16 protein-coding genes and 1 other RNA gene are annotated in these 16,827 nt (G+C 60.7%); 14 read left to right on the top strand and 3 right to left on the bottom strand.

Annotated features, from left to right (window positions below):
- Nucleotides 1-81: 81 nt before the first annotated feature.
- The 3 genes from ACQZ60_RS10435 to ACQZ60_RS10425 form a co-directional block, all read right to left on the bottom strand.
- On the bottom strand, nucleotides 82-1,164 hold the full coding sequence (locus ACQZ60_RS10435) for a transglycosylase SLT domain-containing protein (protein ID WP_448735187.1): 1,083 nt from the start codon (nucleotides 1,162-1,164) through the stop codon (nucleotides 82-84).
- A 136-nt stretch (nucleotides 1,165-1,300) separates the two neighbouring features.
- Complete coding sequence (locus ACQZ60_RS10430; RefSeq protein WP_448735186.1) at nucleotides 1,301-1,936, bottom strand: LysE family translocator; 636 nt, start codon at nucleotides 1,934-1,936, stop codon at nucleotides 1,301-1,303.
- 52 nt (nucleotides 1,937-1,988) lie between these two features.
- A complete protein-coding gene (locus ACQZ60_RS10425) occupies nucleotides 1,989-3,200 on the bottom strand; it encodes a pyrophosphate--fructose-6-phosphate 1-phosphotransferase (RefSeq protein ID WP_080816458.1) in 1,212 nt (403 codons plus the stop codon).
- A gap of 319 nt (nucleotides 3,201-3,519) precedes the next feature.
- Between ACQZ60_RS10425 and ACQZ60_RS10420 the strand changes: the two genes are divergently transcribed.
- From ACQZ60_RS10420 to ACQZ60_RS10355, 14 genes are all read left to right on the top strand, one after another.
- Nucleotides 3,520-4,260, top strand: a complete 741-nt coding sequence (locus ACQZ60_RS10420; RefSeq protein ID WP_003522185.1) for a J domain-containing protein — start codon at nucleotides 3,520-3,522, stop codon at nucleotides 4,258-4,260.
- Entirely contained in the window at nucleotides 4,257-5,036 is a 780-nt protein-coding gene (locus tag ACQZ60_RS10415; protein ID WP_448735185.1) for an N-acetylmuramoyl-L-alanine amidase, read from the top strand. Before ACQZ60_RS10420 ends, ACQZ60_RS10415 begins: the two co-directional genes overlap by 4 nt.
- A gap of 247 nt (nucleotides 5,037-5,283) precedes the next feature.
- Entirely contained in the window at nucleotides 5,284-5,823 is a 540-nt protein-coding gene (locus tag ACQZ60_RS10410) for a lytic transglycosylase domain-containing protein (RefSeq protein WP_003522187.1), read from the top strand.
- Nucleotides 5,824-5,914: 91 nt separating this feature from the next.
- Nucleotides 5,915-7,102 (top strand): FAD-dependent oxidoreductase, encoded by a 1,188-nt coding sequence (locus tag ACQZ60_RS10405; protein ID WP_448735184.1) that lies wholly within the window; start codon nucleotides 5,915-5,917, stop codon nucleotides 7,100-7,102.
- Between the two features lie 59 nt (nucleotides 7,103-7,161).
- The gene (locus ACQZ60_RS10400) at nucleotides 7,162-8,352 is read left to right on the top strand and encodes an FAD-dependent oxidoreductase (protein WP_035263587.1); all 1,191 of its coding nucleotides are present in this window, start codon (nucleotides 7,162-7,164) and stop codon (nucleotides 8,350-8,352) included.
- Between the two features lie 56 nt (nucleotides 8,353-8,408).
- Nucleotides 8,409-8,810: RNase P RNA component class A (gene rnpB, locus ACQZ60_RS10395), an RNA gene on the top strand.
- 111 nt (nucleotides 8,811-8,921) lie between these two features.
- Nucleotides 8,922-9,200 (top strand): ribbon-helix-helix domain-containing protein, encoded by a 279-nt coding sequence (locus ACQZ60_RS10390; RefSeq protein ID WP_020811524.1) that lies wholly within the window; start codon nucleotides 8,922-8,924, stop codon nucleotides 9,198-9,200.
- Nucleotides 9,201-9,289: 89 nt separating this feature from the next.
- Nucleotides 9,290-9,643: a type II toxin-antitoxin system RelE/ParE family toxin gene (locus tag ACQZ60_RS10385; RefSeq protein ID WP_020811525.1), complete on the top strand. Its 354-nt coding sequence runs from the start codon at nucleotides 9,290-9,292 to the stop codon at nucleotides 9,641-9,643.
- Nucleotides 9,644-10,073: 430 nt separating this feature from the next.
- Nucleotides 10,074-10,514, top strand: a complete 441-nt coding sequence (mraZ, locus tag ACQZ60_RS10380) for a division/cell wall cluster transcriptional repressor MraZ (RefSeq protein ID WP_003522190.1) — start codon at nucleotides 10,074-10,076, stop codon at nucleotides 10,512-10,514.
- A 14-nt stretch (nucleotides 10,515-10,528) separates the two neighbouring features.
- Entirely contained in the window at nucleotides 10,529-11,554 is a 1,026-nt protein-coding gene (rsmH, locus tag ACQZ60_RS10375) for a 16S rRNA (cytosine(1402)-N(4))-methyltransferase RsmH (protein ID WP_020811526.1), read from the top strand.
- A gap of 1 nt (nucleotide 11,555) precedes the next feature.
- Nucleotides 11,556-12,110 carry a cell division protein FtsL gene (ftsL, locus tag ACQZ60_RS10370; RefSeq protein ID WP_020811527.1) on the top strand — a complete coding sequence of 185 codons (555 nt, stop codon included), beginning with the start codon at nucleotides 11,556-11,558 and terminating at the stop codon, nucleotides 12,108-12,110.
- Nucleotides 12,110-13,852, top strand: a complete 1,743-nt coding sequence (locus ACQZ60_RS10365; RefSeq protein WP_003522193.1) for a peptidoglycan D,D-transpeptidase FtsI family protein — start codon at nucleotides 12,110-12,112, stop codon at nucleotides 13,850-13,852. The genes ftsL and ACQZ60_RS10365 overlap by 1 nt, the downstream gene beginning before the upstream one ends.
- Before the next feature lie 57 nt (nucleotides 13,853-13,909).
- On the top strand, nucleotides 13,910-15,379 hold the full coding sequence (locus ACQZ60_RS10360; protein ID WP_448735183.1) for a UDP-N-acetylmuramoyl-L-alanyl-D-glutamate--2,6-diaminopimelate ligase: 1,470 nt from the start codon (nucleotides 13,910-13,912) through the stop codon (nucleotides 15,377-15,379).
- Nucleotides 15,376-16,809 carry a UDP-N-acetylmuramoylalanyl-D-glutamyl-2,6-diaminopimelate--D-alanyl-D-alanine ligase gene (locus ACQZ60_RS10355; RefSeq protein ID WP_448735182.1) on the top strand — a complete coding sequence of 478 codons (1,434 nt, stop codon included), beginning with the start codon at nucleotides 15,376-15,378 and terminating at the stop codon, nucleotides 16,807-16,809. Before ACQZ60_RS10360 ends, ACQZ60_RS10355 begins: the two co-directional genes overlap by 4 nt.
- The last annotated feature ends 18 nt before the right edge of the window (nucleotides 16,810-16,827 follow it).

The raw sequence follows: 16,827 nt of genomic DNA, 5'->3' as shown, positions 1-16,827 counted from the left end.
CAATCAGGATGACGAAATGAAAATACCCGGCGGCTTAAGAAAAGCCGCGCGGCTGCATTCGCATAACAGAGCCGGAGGCCATCACTTGCGCAGAACGTGCAGCATGCCCTTGCGCTTGGCGTCGTAATAATAACCGCGCGCGTAAAGCCGGACTGCGTTGTCGCGGTCGTTGCCTGCCACAACCCATGCGCCGCGCAGATATTTGACGGCGTATTTGAGGTTGGTTTCGGCATCGAACAGGCCGGAGGCGGGGCCATCGAAGCCCATGGAGCGGGCCGTGGCGTGCCGGATCTGCATCAGGCCGAAATTGCCGCTGCTATAGGCGCCGGGATTATACATGCTTTCGCGCCGCACCACGCGGTGAACCAGATCTTCCGGCACATCATACATGGTGGCGTATTTGGTAATAAGGCCGCTCAGCTTTTCGCGTCCGGCCGGGGCCGAATTGAGCGGCGTCGTCATCGATTCGTTCTGGCGGATGGCGGCCAGCGCGGCATTGGTCGGGCCGGCGGCATAGGCCAGAACCGTGCTGTCCGGCTTCGGCAGCGGAATGACTTTGCGTTCCGCAGTCAGCTCGGTGCCGATGGAGGGCGAACCGGGCGGCGGCGGTGCGGGCGGGAAGCTGCCCTTGACGGCAACCACCTGCGGCAGATCGGCAGCGGCATTGTGGGCAGCCGGCTTGGCCGCCACGTCAGCCGTTTCGATGGCTGCGGCCGCCGCAGTGGCGCTTGTCGGTGCGAGCGCCGTGGCCGTGGTCGGCGCAGATGTCGTCACACCAGCTTGGGCGACTTCGTTCTGCTGCGGCTGCATCTGGGCGGCGATGGCTGCGGCTGCAGCAATTTCAGAAGCCGGCGGCAGCGCCACGCGTCCGCCCTTAACGGCGACGGCGGTAGGAAGTGCTGCAGGCTGGGAAGGGGTTGTGGTTTCGGCGGTCTGCACCGTTGCTGCTGCCGGGGTCGCGCCCGCTGCTGCTTCGGCCGTTGCCGGCTGCGCCGATGTTTGCGCAGGAGTGGTCGCGGGATTGACTGTTGCGATCTTCGGGCCGTTCGGCCCTTCCTTTGCGGTATATTCGACGCTGGTGCATGCGCTTAATGCCAGTGCCAGACCCACGGTGGAAGACAGAAGAAGTGCACTTCTTCCGCGGAATTTTCCCGAATTTCGCATGTTGCCGCCTTCGTTATGCCTGTCTTTCGATACCCCCGCGTCGAGCGAAGCAGGCAGTGTCCCGTCGCGCCTTCATTAACCTATTGTAAGGATAGCGGCAAGCCGGGACGTTTCTCCCCGGCTTTCGGGCGGTTTTTCAGGCCGCGATGCGCCTGTATCCGGCGCTGACGGCGCGGCCGGAAATGAAGTGGGTGCGGTATTTCGGTCGGATTTTCTTATCGCCCGACATGCGGCGCACCATCGCCAGAGTAGGCCCGGCAAACAGCGCCTGCGCGGTCAGAATCACCAGCGCCAGAAGCAGGATGGCGGCTTGCGCCGTGGCAAGCGTTTCAATTGCATTGCCGGAGGTGGACACGAATTGCGGCAGCAACGCCAGAAAGAAAGCGAAGTAGCGCGGGCGCAGGGCGGCAATGGCGTAACAATCGCGGAAAATGCCGCTCCAGGATTTGCCCGGAAGATTGTCATTATCGGCATTGGCGGCCTGGGCGGCAGGCGTGGCGAAGGTCCACAGAAGGAACAGCATCAGCCAGCCGATGCCGGCCCATTGCACGATTTCCACGAAGGATTGCGGCAGCCAGGCGAGACCGGCCACCGGAATGGCGGAAATCGTCATGGCCGTGACGATGCCGAGCGCGCCGCCGCTGACGGAGGCGAAGACCGTCTTTTTGCCGCGAATGGCGGCATAGGAGGCGACAGAGAATACAAGGGGAGAGGGGAGTGCGAACACAACGGCACATGCTGCACAAAAAATCAGCCAGGCCTGTCCAGACATTCTCTTCCTCCTTGCCCTCCCTGTCGCCGCATTATTTTAGCCTATCGTAAAATCAGGCCGCTGTGAACGGCTGACCGACGTGTTCCATCACTTCGGTAAACCATTTTGCAGAGAGGTCGAAATGCTTTCCGCCCTTGATACGCGGAAACTCGATGGTCCGCAATTTGCCATTCTGGTCTTCGTCATGGCCGGTGACGCCGGAGACCTTGTTGAGCGCGCTTTCGACGGCGAGATCGACCATGCCCTGAATGAGGCGCAGGTCGTCGCCATTGGCGGCGGCGGAGCGGGCGAAATAGCCCGATTTCTGCACCATGGAGCGTTCCGCACCGATGAGGCTGGCGAACTGCTTCTGGAACCAGCCGCCGACATTGATGGTGTCGATCTTCACATGGCCGAAAGCGTCGCGCTTGACGGCCTCGCCGGAGGCTTCGCGTTCGGCGACGATGGAATCGAGGCCCGCACCTTCGGAAACGAACAGCGTGACATAACCGTTCCTGTCCATGATTTCCTTCAGTCGCTCGGCTTCCGCCTCGATGTCGAAGGCCATTTCCGGCAGGTAGATGCCGTCGATGTTCTTCATCTGCGTGTTCATCATCAGGCCTTCGACATAGTCGTTGCCGCTGGTCTTCTGGATATAGGCGCGAGCGGTGGCGGCGGTCAGCCAGCCGCAATGGCGGCCCATGACTTCGTGGATGACGAAGGTCTTGGGTGCTGCGCTTTGCTCGTTGCTGACATTGTCGAAGAAGGAGGCGCCGACTTCGGCGGCCGTCCAGGCACCGAGCGATTGCTTGATCGGCACCACGTCGTTATCCACCGTCTTCGGCAGGCCGACAACGGTGAGATTGTAGCCGTTGGCGCCGAGATAGGCGGCAAGGTCCGCAGCCGTCGTGTTGGTGTCGTCACCGCCGATGGTATGGAGAATGGTGATGCCGTCAGCCGCCAGCCGGTCAGCTGCGACGCGAAGCGGATTGTCGCCTTCCTTGACCAGACCGCGCTTGGCGCAATCTGCGGCATTGGTGAGCTTGACGCGGCTGTTGCCGATCGGCGAGCCGCCGTAACGGTGCAGCAGATGCGCCTTTTCCCGCATATCCCTGGTGATCTCGATACGGTCACCCAGAAGTACGCCCTGATAACCGGAGCGATAGGCCACGATGTCGATATCAGGCGCAATGTCGCTATAACGCTCGATCAGGCCGCCCACGGCCGAAGAGAGACAGGGCGCAAGGCCACCCGCGGTCAGCATTGCGACTTTCTGTTTGGCCATCATGGCTCTCCTTTTCACATATACCCAAAGACATGTCTGGCAAATGGATGCGACAGCCGCGTTTAGGTGTAAAGTGAATTTATGAAGAAAAACGCCGATTTCTCGCGGTTTTTCAGCGGCTTGAGCAAAGTGGTGGAATATAATCGTTTCAATCGGCATAGCCGGTGGCCGGCTCCCCGTCGTCTGTGGAAAACCATGGCCCCATCGTCTGCGGCACTCTTGTTCCTGAAGCAAAACTGTCGCAAAGATGAATAAAAGTTAATGCCGCCGGTCCGCTGGACATATTGCATTCGCGGCAATATCCCGTCATGCTTGTCGCATGATGTTCGATTTCGCCTGTCTGCAAATTTCATCCCTGTGGGAACGGCTGCTCGGCGCAATCGGCGACGCCGCAGGCGGTGCGCTCGGGCGCGTGGTGGAAGCCATCCGCACCCTTTTCGAGGGTGATCCGGAAACGCGCCGCAAGGTTTCCTTTTCCGTGGCCATCATCGCGCTTTCCGCCAAGATGGCGAAGGCCGACGGTGTCGTCAACGATGCCGAGGTGCGCGCCTTCCGGCAAATCTTCGATTTTCCGGAAGAAGAAGCCAAGAACGTCGCCCGTCTTTATAATCTCGCCCGTCAGGACGTTGCCGGTTACGAGGCCTATGCGGAGCGGCTTGCCGGTCTGTGCGGCTCCGGGCACGCCAATTGCGAGATGCTGGAAAGCGTCATCGACGGCCTGTTCCACATCGCCAAGGCCGATGGGCTGATCCATGAGCGGGAACTGGCCTTCCTCGGCCGGATCGCGGAGATCTTCCGCATCACCGAAGATCACTTCGAAACGATCATGGCGCGGCATGTCCATATGGACGGGCGCGACCCCTATCGCGTGCTCGGCGTTTCGCCTTCCGACGATTTTTCCGATATTCGCCGGCGTTATCGTTCGCTGGTTGCCGAACACCATCCTGACAAGCTCATTGCACGCGGCGTTCCCATGGAATTGCATGCGGCCGCGAATGAGCGTATGGCGGCTCTCAACGCCGCCTATGCGGCCATCGAGAAAGAACGCCGCGTCGCATGAGTGAATGTCTGCCGGATTTTACCCCGGATTTCGGGGGCGCAGCCGTTGCGCCTTCGCCTAACCATGGCGAAAGGCTGGGGGTGGCCGGCCCCGATATTATTCTGCTGCATTATACCGGCATGACGACGGCCGACGGCGCGCTGTCGTGGCTCTGCAATCCGGAAAGTCAGGTTTCCAGCCATTATTTCGTCTTCGAAGACGGGCGCGTCATTCAGATGGTTCCTGAAACCCGCCGTGCCTGGCACGCGGGCAAAAGCATCTGGGCGGGGGATGAGGACATCAATTCCCGCTCCATCGGCATCGAGATCGCCAATCAGGGCCATCCCGGCGGCCTGCCGGAATTTCCGGAAAAACAGGTGGAAGCCGTCATCGAATTGTGTCGCGATTGCGGCCAGCGCTGGTCTATCGCCCCTGAAAGGGTGCTGGCGCACTCGGATGTCGCGCCGATCCGCAAGGTCGATCCGGGTGAAAAATTCCCGTGGGACATCCTGTCGCAGCACGGTGTCGGCCATTGGGTGGAGCCTGCGCCGATCCGTGGCGGCCGCTTTTTTCAGCGCGGCGATCATAGCCAGCCGGTCGAAGCGCTGCAGTCGATGCTGTCCATCTATGGTTATGGCGTTGAAATTACAGGCGCTTATTGCGAGAAAACCGAAGGCGCCGTGGCTGCCTTCCAGCGGCATTTCCGTCCCGCTCTGGTGGATGGCATCGCGGATTTCTCCACCATCGACACGTTGCATCGGCTGATTGCCAGCCTGCCGAGATTTTCGGCCGCCTGAACGCGAATTCTGGAAAAGCGTTCCCGATTTTCTTGCCGTTCAAGTCGCTTTTTTTACCGTGCCACAGTTAATCCGCATTGAGGAAGTTTAAGAACGTCACTGCATGCGGTGTCGTTCTTCAGGGGAACCTGCCGTCAATATCAATCAAGGAGACCGGACAGCGGAAGGTCGTGATCGACTTTCCGGGCGCAGATTATTTGTGTCGCTTCATTGTTTCTGTCATCCGATCTGGAGACTTTTTCTACATATGAACAGGGTTGTTGTTGCTGTCGTGGCGGGCGTTGTTATGCTCGCTTCGCAGGCGGGGATTGCTTTTGCCAAAGACGAGGACGTCAAGACCAAAACCGTGACGCTGGAGACCTTCTTCCGCAAGCCCGGTTATCCCATTCCCGAAAAGAGCCTGCCATCCTCGCTCAGGAACGACTATTCCGATCTGATCGTCAAATATGCCAAGCGTTACGGCGTTCCCACCAATCTGGCGCATGCCGTGGTTTCGGTGGAAAGCAAGTTCAATCCGAAGGCTCGCGGCAGCGCAGGCGAGGTTGGGCTGATGCAGATCAAGCCGGCGACGGCGCGGATGATGGGCTATCGCGGTACGACCAAGGCGCTCTACGATCCCGAGACCAATATTCGCTGGGGCATGCAATATCTGGCGACGGCGCATCAGCTTGGCGGCGGCCAGGTGTGCAGCACGATCCTGCGTTACAATGCAGGCCATGGCGCCACCCGGATGAACCCGGTCTCCAAGCGTTATTGCGGCAAGGTGCAGGCGCTGCTGGCCGGCTGAGGCCGCCATCGATCGTCTGCGAAATTGCGAAAAGCGATTCCGGTTCGGCCCGGCATGCTGTAGTCAGAAGCAATCTGATACGGAGCATGACATGCCGGATTTCAAATATATCGTCGTCGGGGCCGGAATGATGGGAGCGGCTGCGGCGCGGCATCTCTCAGTGCAAACGGATGGCGTGGCGCTGATCGGCCCGGACGAACCCGCCGATCGCAAGACCCATCAGGGTGTGTTTTCGAGCCATTACGACGAAGCGCGCATTACCCGCGGTTTTGATGGCGATCCGGTCTGGGCGGAACTGGCGCAGCGCTCCATCCGCCGTTATGCGGAGATCGAGGCCAAAAGCGGCATCCGCTTTTTCACGGAAGCGGGCTGCCTGTTCACCGGAAACGGCAAGGGGCTTGCGGGGGACTATGTCTCGCGCGCGCTTGCCTCGGCCGACCGCCTCGGTCTCGGTGTCGAGACACTCGGCACTCATGCGCTGGCTGGCCGGTTTCCGATGTTCTCCCTGCCGGCCGATCACAGCGGTTATTTCGAGGCGCAATATGCCGGCCACGTCAATCCGCGCGCCTTGGTGAAGGCGCAATGCACGATTGCCGTCGCACAGGGCGCGCGGCTTGTGCGCCAGACGGCGGCGCATATTCGCGATACTTCCCATGGCGTCGAAGTTTCTACTCGAGAAGGGGCGGTTCATACGGCTGAAAAGGTCATCGTAGCGGCCGGGGGTTTCACCAACATGGCCGAGCTTCTGCCTTCTCCGGTCGATATGGCGGCCACGGGCCGCACCATCGTCTTTTTTGAGCTGGATGAGGCGCGGCAGGTGCTGTTCGGTGCGATGCCTTCTACCATCGTACTGGCGGAGACCGAGGACGACATCGTCTATATCCTGCCGCCGGTGCGTTATCCCGATGGCAAGGTCTATCTGAAGATCGGCGGCGAGAGCGAAAAGGGCAGGCTTGAAACGCTCACTGACGCGGTTGACTGGTTCCATTCGGACGGCACGCCGGGTGAGGTGGAATTTCTGAAACAGCGGGCGCTCTCCTTGATGCCGGAGCTTGCCGGCTGCCCGGTCACTTCAGGTTCCTGTGTCGCCTCCATCACCCGCAGCGGCTATCCCTATATCGGCTATACGCAATCCTCCAATATCGCGGTTCTGACCGGCGGCAATTTCGTCTCCGCCAAGTCTTCGGACGAAATCGGCCGACTGGGCGCCATGCTGCTTTTGAACGGCCAGTTGACCGAGGATGAATTCGCCGCCGAAATGTCGCCGGTTTTCGTCTGACATTCAGGGGCGAAGCAGCTACAAGGTTGCGATGGAAGTGAGCGGGTGAAGAGGGCGGCATGTCGGGACATTTCAGATACATCGTCGTGGGTCGCGGCATGATGGGTGCCGCCGCCGCCCGCCATCTGGCTGAAACGGTCGATGGCGTCGCGTTGATCGGCCCCGGCGAACCTGCCGACATCAAATCGCATCGAGGCGTCTTCGCCAGTCACTATGACGAGGCGCGGATTACCCGCACCATCGATGGTGATGCCGACTGGGCGCTGCTCGCCAACCGCTCGATAGCGCGTTACGCCGATATTGCCGCAAGAAGCGGCGTTGAATTTTATGCGCCGGTCGGCTGCCTGATGGTGGGGCCCGAACGGGGCGGCGATAATCCTTTTGTCGACGATGTCCGCAAGGCGGCGGCGCGGCTCGGGGTTTCGACGGAACTGCTGGACGGGGAAGGCCTCGAAAGCCGCTTTCCCTATTTCTCCTTCGAGCCGGGTTGCGAGGGGGTATTCGAGAGAAACAATGCCGGATACGTCAATCCGCGTGGGCTGGTGAAGGCGCAGGCTGTTCTCGCTGAAAAGGCGGGTGTCACGCTTATTGACGATATCGTCGTCTCGACGCGGGAAGAGGGTGGTCGCGCACGGGTGGAGACGGCCTCGGGCGCGGTTTATACCGCAGACCGGGTGCTGGTGGCGGCCGGCGGCTTCTCGATCACGAAAGATCTGCTGCCGCAGCCGGTGGCCCTCGATGTTTATGCGCGCACCGTCGCTTTCTTCGAAGTAGATGAGGGCGATCTGGATCAATATGCGGACATGCCGTCGTTGATCTATGAGCCGCGCGACACGACGAAACATATCTATCTTCTGCCGCCGGTGCGTTATCCGGATGGCAAATTCTATCTGAAGATCGGCGGCGATCCCGACGACAAGAGGCTCGGCAGCGACCCGGAAATCCGGGAATGGTTCCGCTCCGGCGGACGCGAAAGTGTGCGTGATCATCTCTCGGAGATCGTCGGATCGCTGGTGCCTTCCATCGATCTCTCGCGTGTCTCGATGGCCGCCTGCGTCGTCTCCAAAACGCAAAGCGGTTATCCGGCCATCGGCTTCACCGCCTCGCCGAAGATTGCGGTTCTGACCGGCGGTAACGGTACGGCGGCCAAGAGTTCCGATGAGATCGGACGGCTCGGTGCTGTGCTGCTGCGGGACGGAAAAATCGCCGACGGCGCCTTTGCTACGGATTTCAAGCCGGCATTTCTTTGATCCTTGCCTGCGCTTTTCGGTGGCTTTCGCCTCGGAACATGGTTATTGAGCCCATGCCAGTTGGCCGGGCAGCCGCGCTTTACCAATGTCGAAAGACGGTAAGGTGAGGAAAGTCCGGGCTCCACGGAAATACGGTGCCGGATAACGTCCGGCGGGGGCGACCCCAGGGAAAGTGCCACAGAGAGCAAACCGCCATGCATCGCATGGTAAGGGTGAAAGGGTGGGGTAAGAGCCCACCGCGCTTCTGGTAACAGCGGCGGCAAGGTAAACCCCACCGGGAGCAAGACCGAATAGGGATGACACGGGGCGGGCGAAAGCCCGTTCACAGCCGGTTTCCAGGCCCGTCATCCGGGTGGGTTGCGCGAGGCGGCATGCAAATGCCGTCCCAGATGAATGGCTGCCACGTTCCGGGTCAAACCGGGGCCATACAGAACCCGGCTTACAGGCCAACTGGCGAATTTTCCTCAATCTTGCGGCGGCTCCTACATGCCGCTTCCCCCATGGCTAATCAGGAATGTGTATGATTAAATCATACCGTGTGATACAAGGGTGAATGAAAGGCGAAAACCATGCGCACCACCCAAGCTTTCAGCATCACACTTCCCCTGGAAATGGCGGAAATGGTCAAGGCAAAGGTCGCTTCCGGCGAATATGCGACGGAGAGCGAGGTTATCCGTGATGGCCTTCGCACCCTGGCAGCCCGCGATGCGGCCGTGGAGCGGTGGTTGCAGGAAGAAGTGACATCCGCATACGATGCTCACAAAGCAGACCCGGGCAGGGCCAAGCCTCTCAGTGAAGGTTTGGCTGAGGTCAGGTCGCGTATTGCCAAGGGTGAGGGGCGCACGTAGCTCCCACCTCTCGGAAACCCTTTATCTATTTATATTTATGCAATTCGTAATGCCAAGTTGCCGCATGTTTTTGCTGGAAACGCTTTTAAATGAAGTATTACGTTGTGCGCCTGTCACCCGAAGCGCAGACCGATCTGGTGCATATCCATCAAAATATCGCCGGCAAATCAGGGTCGTCCGCTGTCGCAGATCGGTACATTGATCGCATCGGCATATTTCTTTCAACTTTGAATGTCTTTCCCGAACGGGGCACGGTGCGTAACGAACTGCGTGTGGGACTCCGCATAATCGGTTTTGAACGCAGCGCCAGTGTCGCTTTTGTGGTGGAGCAGGACGATGTGGTTGTTCTGCGTCTTCTGGCTAAAGGCCAGGAGTTTGATGAGGAAGCACTGCGCCCTGAGAATGCGGTTATAGAGCGCAGCGATGGAAACCATCGTGACTGAGCTTCTCATCGATTCCATTATTTTCTGACGTTGACGGCCTGACCCATCTGCCCGTGAAGCCGGATAATGTGGCCATCTCCTTGTTTTAACAAAGAAAAACAGCGCCTTCACCGCATCTTCCCGTGCCGTGAAAGCGCATCGCCGCGCGGCTCGGTAAACCATTCGTTAAACTTAACGGCTTATGAATTTCCGATGCGAAGTCGGTATCGTGCCGGCTTCTCCCATTGACGCCCATAGTGTCCCATGATATCCCAAATGCACACCACATTGGGTCGTGTTTTTGACCCGCAATCGCTGAAACGAGTGAGGAGCCTGCGAGGGGCTGCTGCAGGGCACGTCGCCCTGGCGCTTGGCGATGTGTCGTGCGTACCGGTGTCGTCTGCAAAGTGGATGGTTCGCTTTGCGGAATGCGGTTTTGGCGAGTTGAGTAATGGACCGCTTTTTATCGAACGTGACGAACAGGATCGACGCCAAGGGGCGCGTTTCGGTTCCGTCTCCGTTTCGTTCGGTGCTGGTCAGGCGCGGCATTCAGGAGCTTTATTGTCTTCAGGATTTCGCCTTTCCGGCCATCAGTGTCGGCGGTCCGGATTTGCTGGAGCGCTACGAGCGGCAGATCGCGTCGATGGATGCCTTCTCGCCCGAGGCGAACGCGATGTCGCTGCTGGTTCACGGCGGCGGCGTTTTCATGAAGCTCGACCAGGAAGGTCGATTGATGGTGACGGATTTCGTGCGGGAATTCACCGGCATATCCACCGAGGTCACCTTCGTCGGACGGGCGGATCATTTTCAGCTTTGGCAACCGAATGCGTTTTTGGCGGCGCAGGCGGAAGCAAGAGCGGGGCGCGGTTTTTCGGCTGCTCGCCCCGCCTAGGACGGGGACACGGAATGGCGGCGAATTCTGGCGGACGATCTTCTGATGCCGATGGCGGACCTCAGCGTCACATACCGGTCCTGCTTCGCGAAGTCATTGCCGCGCTGGAGCCATCATCCGGCAAGGTCATCCTCGACGGCACGTTCGGCGCCGGCGGCTACACCCAGGCCATTCTCGATCAGGGCGCTGACGTCATCGCGCTCGACCGCGATCCGACCGCGATCGCCGGCGGTCAGGCGATGGTTGCCGCCAATGGCGGCCGGTTGAGCCTCATCCAGTCGCAATTCTCCGATCTCGCGAAGCATGCCCCGCAAGGCGGGCTCGATGGCGTCGTTCTGGATATCGGCGTTTCCTCCATGCAGATCGACGAGGCCGAGCGCGGTTTTTCCTTCCAGAAAAACGGCCCCCTCGATATGCGCATGTCGGGTTCCGGCGTTTCGGCGGCCGATGTCGTCAATCGTGCGAAGGTCAGCGATCTGATCCGCATCTTCGGTTTTCTCGGCGAAGAAAAGCAGCCGGGCCGCATCGCCCGCGCCATCGAGAAGAAGAGGGCCGAAGAGCCGTTCCGCACCACCCGCGATCTGGCGGGCCTCATCGAAATTGTCACGCCGCGTAAGGCCAAAGACAAGATTCATCCCGCAACGCGGGTGTTTCAGGCGCTGCGCGTTTTCGTCAATGACGAGCTGGGCGAGCTGGCGCAGGCGCTTTTTGCCGCCGAGCAGGTTTTGAAACCCGGCGGCCGGCTGGTCGTCGTCACCTTCCATTCGCTGGAAGACCGTATCGTCAAGAAATTCTTCTCCGACCGTTCGGGCAAGGCCGCTGGTTCCCGGCACCTGCCGATGGTGGAGGACAAGCCCGCCATTTTCGATAACATCGGCAAGCCGATGATCGCCGCCAGCGATGAGGAGGCGGAACTCAATCCGCGTGCCCGATCCGCCAAACTGCGGGCCGGTCTGCGCACGACCGCACCGGCGCGCGCGGCGGATTATTCGATCTTCGAGCTTCCCGATCTCGCCAGCCTTGAAAAGATGGGAGGCTGATATGCTGCGCACTTTCGATGTCATCTTGATGGGTGTGATGGTCGCCGCGGCCGTCGTCACCTATTCGATCAAGCACAAGGCCGATCTGAAGCTTGAGGAGGTCCGCAAGCTGGAGGCCGAAATCAAGCTTGAGAAGGATACGATCGATCTTTTGAGAGCCGACTGGGCGCTCTTGACGCAGCCGAACCGTCTGCACCGGCTCGTGAATGCCTATCAGGACGAGCTTGGCCTTTCGCCGACGCTGCCGACGCAACTGGCGCAACCGCGCGAGCTGCCGATGCTGCGCTCGCAACTGCCGCAGCCGCCCGAGCCGGAAGGTATGAGCGTCGAGGATGTCATTGCCGCCGCCGTCAACGGTTCCAAGCCGGGTGCGACGCTTGGCGCGGCCACCAAAAAGAAATCACCGCCGGCGGGTCAGATTGCCGTCAACGGCACTCCGGTTCCGACACCTCGGGCGCGTGTTTCCCGTCCCACAGCGGCTCCGGCCGTCTCCGCCGTCGCGGGCGATGAAACCGACGACATGGATGACACGATAACAGGATCGGTGAACCGCTGATGTCTTTTCTCTCCCGCGTCATGGTTTTGAAGAGCAAGGCTCATTTTTCCGCCAGCACCACCGGCGTCTATACCGATCATGCGGCCTTTGAAGGCGCGCGCAAGAAGCGCGCCGCCCAGGCGAAAAGCCGCGTCGGCCTGATCATTTTCGGTTTCGTCGCCTTTTACGCCGTCGTTGGCGGGCGTCTTGTGCAATATGGCATGGCCGAGCAGGAAACGGTGTCGAGCATCGCACCCGCCGACCGTTTGATGGCGTCGCGCCCCGATCTTCTCGACCGCAATGGCGAGGTTCTGGCCACCGATATTCGCACCGTCTCGCTGTTTGCCGAACCGCATCGCATCGTCGATATCGATGAGGCTATCGAGAAGCTGCGGACGGTTCTGCCGGATCTCGACCAGCGCAGCACCTATCAGAAGCTTTCTTCCAATTCGCGCTTCCAGTGGCTGCGCCGGCAGCTGACGCCGAAGCAGCAGAGCCAGATTCTGGCGCTCGGCATTCCAGGCGTCGGCTTCCGCCCGGAAAAGCGCCGCTTTTATCCCGGCGGGCCGACCGCCGCGCATGTCGTCGGTCACGTCAATATCGACAATCGCGGCGTTGCCGGCATGGAACGTTACGTCGACAGCCAGGGCCTTGCCGATCTGACGGCGCTCGGCATGACCAGCGACCAGCCGCTGGAGCCGGTGAAGCTTTCCATCGATCTGCGCGTGCAGTCCATTGTCCGCGAAGTCGTGACCTCGGCCATCACCAAGTTCCAGGCGATCGGCGCCGGCGCGGTGGTTCTGGACGTGCATACCGGCGAAGTCCTCGCCATGGCCTCCGTGCCGGATTACGATCCGAACAACCCGGCCGAAGGCGCCAAGGAAGGCTGGCTCAACCGCATGTCGAACGGTACGTTCGAAATGGGGTCCACCTTCAAGTCCTTCACCATCGCCATGGGCCTCGATTCGGGCCGCGTCCGTCTCGGCGACACCTTCGATGCGCGTTATCCGATCCGCATCGGCGGTTTCACCATCAAGGACTTCCACGGCAAGGGCCGGATGCTTTCGGTGCCGGAAATCTTCCAGTATTCCTCCAACATCGGTACAGCCAAGATTGCCGACACGGTGGGAACGGAAGGCCACAAGGAATTCCTCACCCGGCTTGGCCTTTTGACCCGCATGCAGACCGAATTGCCGGAAGTGGCTCTGCCGTCGCAGCCGCGCGAATGGAAGAAGATCAACTCGATTACCATTTCCTTCGGCCACGGCGTTTCCACGACACCGCTGCAGACGGCGGTTGCCGGCGCCGCACTGGTCAATGGCGGCAAACTGATCGAACCGACTTTCCTGCCGCGTACCCGCGAACAGGCCGATCAGGTGGCCAAGCAGGTTCTGAAGCCGGGCGCCAGCAAGGACATGCGTTTCCTGTTCGAGTGGAACGGTGTCAACGGTTCGGGCCGCAACGCGCGCGTCGATGGTTTCAACGTCGGCGGCAAGACCGGCACGGCCGACAAGGTCGTCAACGGCCGTTACGTGCACGACAAGAACTTCAACGCCTTCCTCTCGGCCTTTCCAATGGACGATCCGCAATATGTCGTGCTGTCTTTCATCGACGAGCCGAAGACGGACAAGGGCAATGGCGCGGCACTCGCCGGCACATCCGCAGCGCCGATGGTGCGCGATATCATCACCCGCACGGCGGCGGTGCTGGGCGTGAAGCCGAAGTTCGGCAAGGATGGCTCGGCCTTGCTCGTGTCTTATTGATTGTTAGCTTATGATGTTCCGGCGATTCGCGCCGGGGGGACAAGACGGACACAGTCGATGAATTTGCGAGATATATCCGGAAATGCGTTTCCGGAATTGAAAGAATTGCTCCTGTCTGAGATCGGGGCGATCGAAATCGGGGGGATCACCGCAGACAGCCGCAAGGCTGCGCCCGGCAGCCTGTTCGTGGCGGTTGCGGGCACCAGGGCGGATGGCGCGGCCTATGTGAAGGACGCGGTCGCCAAGGGCGCGGTCGCTGTCGTTTCCGGACACGCGCTGGATGCCGATGTGCCGGTGCTTTCGGTCACCGATCCACGCCTTTATCTCTCCCTTGCCGCTTCCCGTTTTTATGGAAAACAGCCGGAAACCATGGTCGCCGTCACCGGTACTGCGGGAAAGACGTCCGTTGCTTCCTTCGTGCGGCAAATCTGGGCTTTCGCCGGCCATGCCGCAGCGCAGATCGGCACGACAGGTGTGATTGCACCCGGCCGCGAGGACTACGGCGCGCTCACCACGCCCGATCCGGTAACGCTGCATGCGCTTCTGGCCGAACTTGCGGCCGAAGGCGTGACGCATGCGGCGATGGAGGCGTCCAGCCATGGTCTCGACCAGCGCCGTCTCGATGGAGTGAGACTGGCAGCCGCCGGTTTCACCAATCTCGGCCGCGACCACATGGATTATCATCCGACCGTCGAGGACTATATGGCCGCGAAGATGCGCCTCTTCGATACGCTGATGGAAAAGGGCGCTCCCGCCGTGATCTTCGCCGACGATCCATGGTCGCAACAGGCGATCCGCGCGGCGCGCGAAGCCGGTCTTGATGTGCGCACGGTCGGTCGCAAGGGCGAATATCTGGCCCTGAAGCGGGTGGAGCACTTTCGTCACAAGCAGATGATCGAAGTGCATCATGACGGCGAGATTTATGAAGTCGACATCCCATTGGCGGGTGATTTTCAGGTTGCGAACGCTCTCGTCGCAGCCGGTCTTGCCATGTCCACCGGCGTTCCCGCGATAACCGCGCTGAAGGCGCTTGAAAAGCTGATCGGCGCTGCCGGCCGTCTGGAACTCGTAGGCCAGACGAAGAACGGCGCGCTTGCCTATGTGGATTATGCCCACAAGCCGGATGCGCTGGAAAATGTGCTCACCTCGGTCCGGCCCTTCACCTCGGGCCGCATCATCACCGTCTTCGGCTGCGGCGGCGACCGCGACAAGGGCAAGCGCCCGATCATGGGCGAGGTTGCGACGCGGCTTTCCGACATCGTCATCGTCACCGACGACAATCCGCGTTCGGAAGATGCTGCAACGATCCGTTCCGAAGTCATGGCGGCAGCGCCCGGCGCATTGGAAATCGGCGACAGGGCGGACGCTATCCGCCATGCGGTGTCGCTGCTTTCGCATGGCGACACGCTGATCGTCGCGGGCAAGGGGCATGAAGAGGGGCAGATCGTCGGTTCGGTAACACTGCCGTTTTCCGATCATGAACAGGTGCGCGCTGCACTGGCAGGGCTGGAAGGATCGAAGATTTGAGCTGGTTATGGACAGTCGCCGACATGATCGCCATCACGGCAGGACGCCCCGTGGGCAACCTGCCGACCGGAATCACCGGCATTTCCATCGACAGCCGGACGGTCAAGCCGGGCGAAGCGTTCTTCGCCATCAAAGGCGACCGGGTGGACGGTCATGATTACACCAGCTTCGCCGTTGCGAACGGGGCGGGACTTCTGGTCGTTGCCGAGGCCAAGCTGCCGGCGCTCGGCCGCCTGACCGTGCCGATGATCGTGGTGGAAGACGTGCTTGCCGCACTCGGCAAGCTCGCCATCGCCGCGCGTGAAAGAACGTCGGCGCGCATCATTGCGGTAACCGGTTCGGTCGGCAAGACCACGACAAAGGAAATGCTGCGGCAGGCGCTCGCCCCTTCAGGCCGGGTGCATGCGGCGGTGGCCTCCTTCAACAACCACTGGGGCGTGCCGCTGACGCTGGCGCGCATGCCTGCCGACACCGAATTCGGCGTGTTCGAAATCGGCATGAACCATTCCGGCGAAATCCGGCCGCTGGTGAAGCTGGTGCGCCCGCATGTAGCGATCATCACGACCATCGCGCCGGCCCATCTCGGCAATTTCAGGAACATCGAGGAGATCGCCGCCGCCAAGGCGGAGATTTTCGAGGGTCTGGAGGAGGGCGGTTCCGTCATCCTCAACCGCGATAACGCCCAGTTCGAACAGCTTGAAGAAGCGGCGCAGGAACAGGGCATCGAACATATCCTCACCTTCGGGCAGCATGCCAAGGCGGATTTCCGCCTCGCGGATTTCGAGAGCACGACGACGGGCTCGACGATCTGGGCGATCCTGAACGGTGAAACCAGCGAATTGCACATCAATATTCCCGGCCGGCACATTGCCGATAACGCCATGGCCGTGCTCGGCGCCGTTGCCGTCACCGGCGCCAATCTCGACCGCGCCTTCGAGGCGCTGGGAACGCTCGAGGCGGTAAAGGGGCGCGGCCAGCGCCATCAGCTGGCAATCAACGGCGGCACCTTCCTGCTGATCGACGAAAGCTACAATGCCAATCCGGCCTCCATGCGGGCGGCGATTGCCGTGCTGGCGGAAACGGAAACGCAGGGTCACGGTCGGCGCGTCGCCGTTCTCGGCGACATGCTGGAGATGGGCGAGTTTTCCGCGCAATTGCATGAAGAGTTGGCGGGCCCACTGCTCGCGGCCGGTATCGAACATGTCTGGCTGGCGGGGGAGGCGATGGCGGCGCTGCGCGACGCGCTGCCTGATAGTGTGACCGTCATCTGGTTCCCGACGACGGCGGAACTGACCGATTTTGCCCTGCAATGGGTGCAACCGGGAGACGCGCTGATGGTAAAATCGTCACTTGGCCTCGGTTTCGGCAAGATTGTCGCCGCCCTGCTTGACAAGTATCCGGCATTCCCCGAGACGGAACGCCAAGTCTGAAATAGCCTTTTGAAAGGG

The organism is Agrobacterium sp. 22-223-1 (assembly GCF_053522385.1).
Note: the sequence above shows the minus strand (reverse complement) of the source record. Positions and strands in the feature narration are given on the sequence as shown.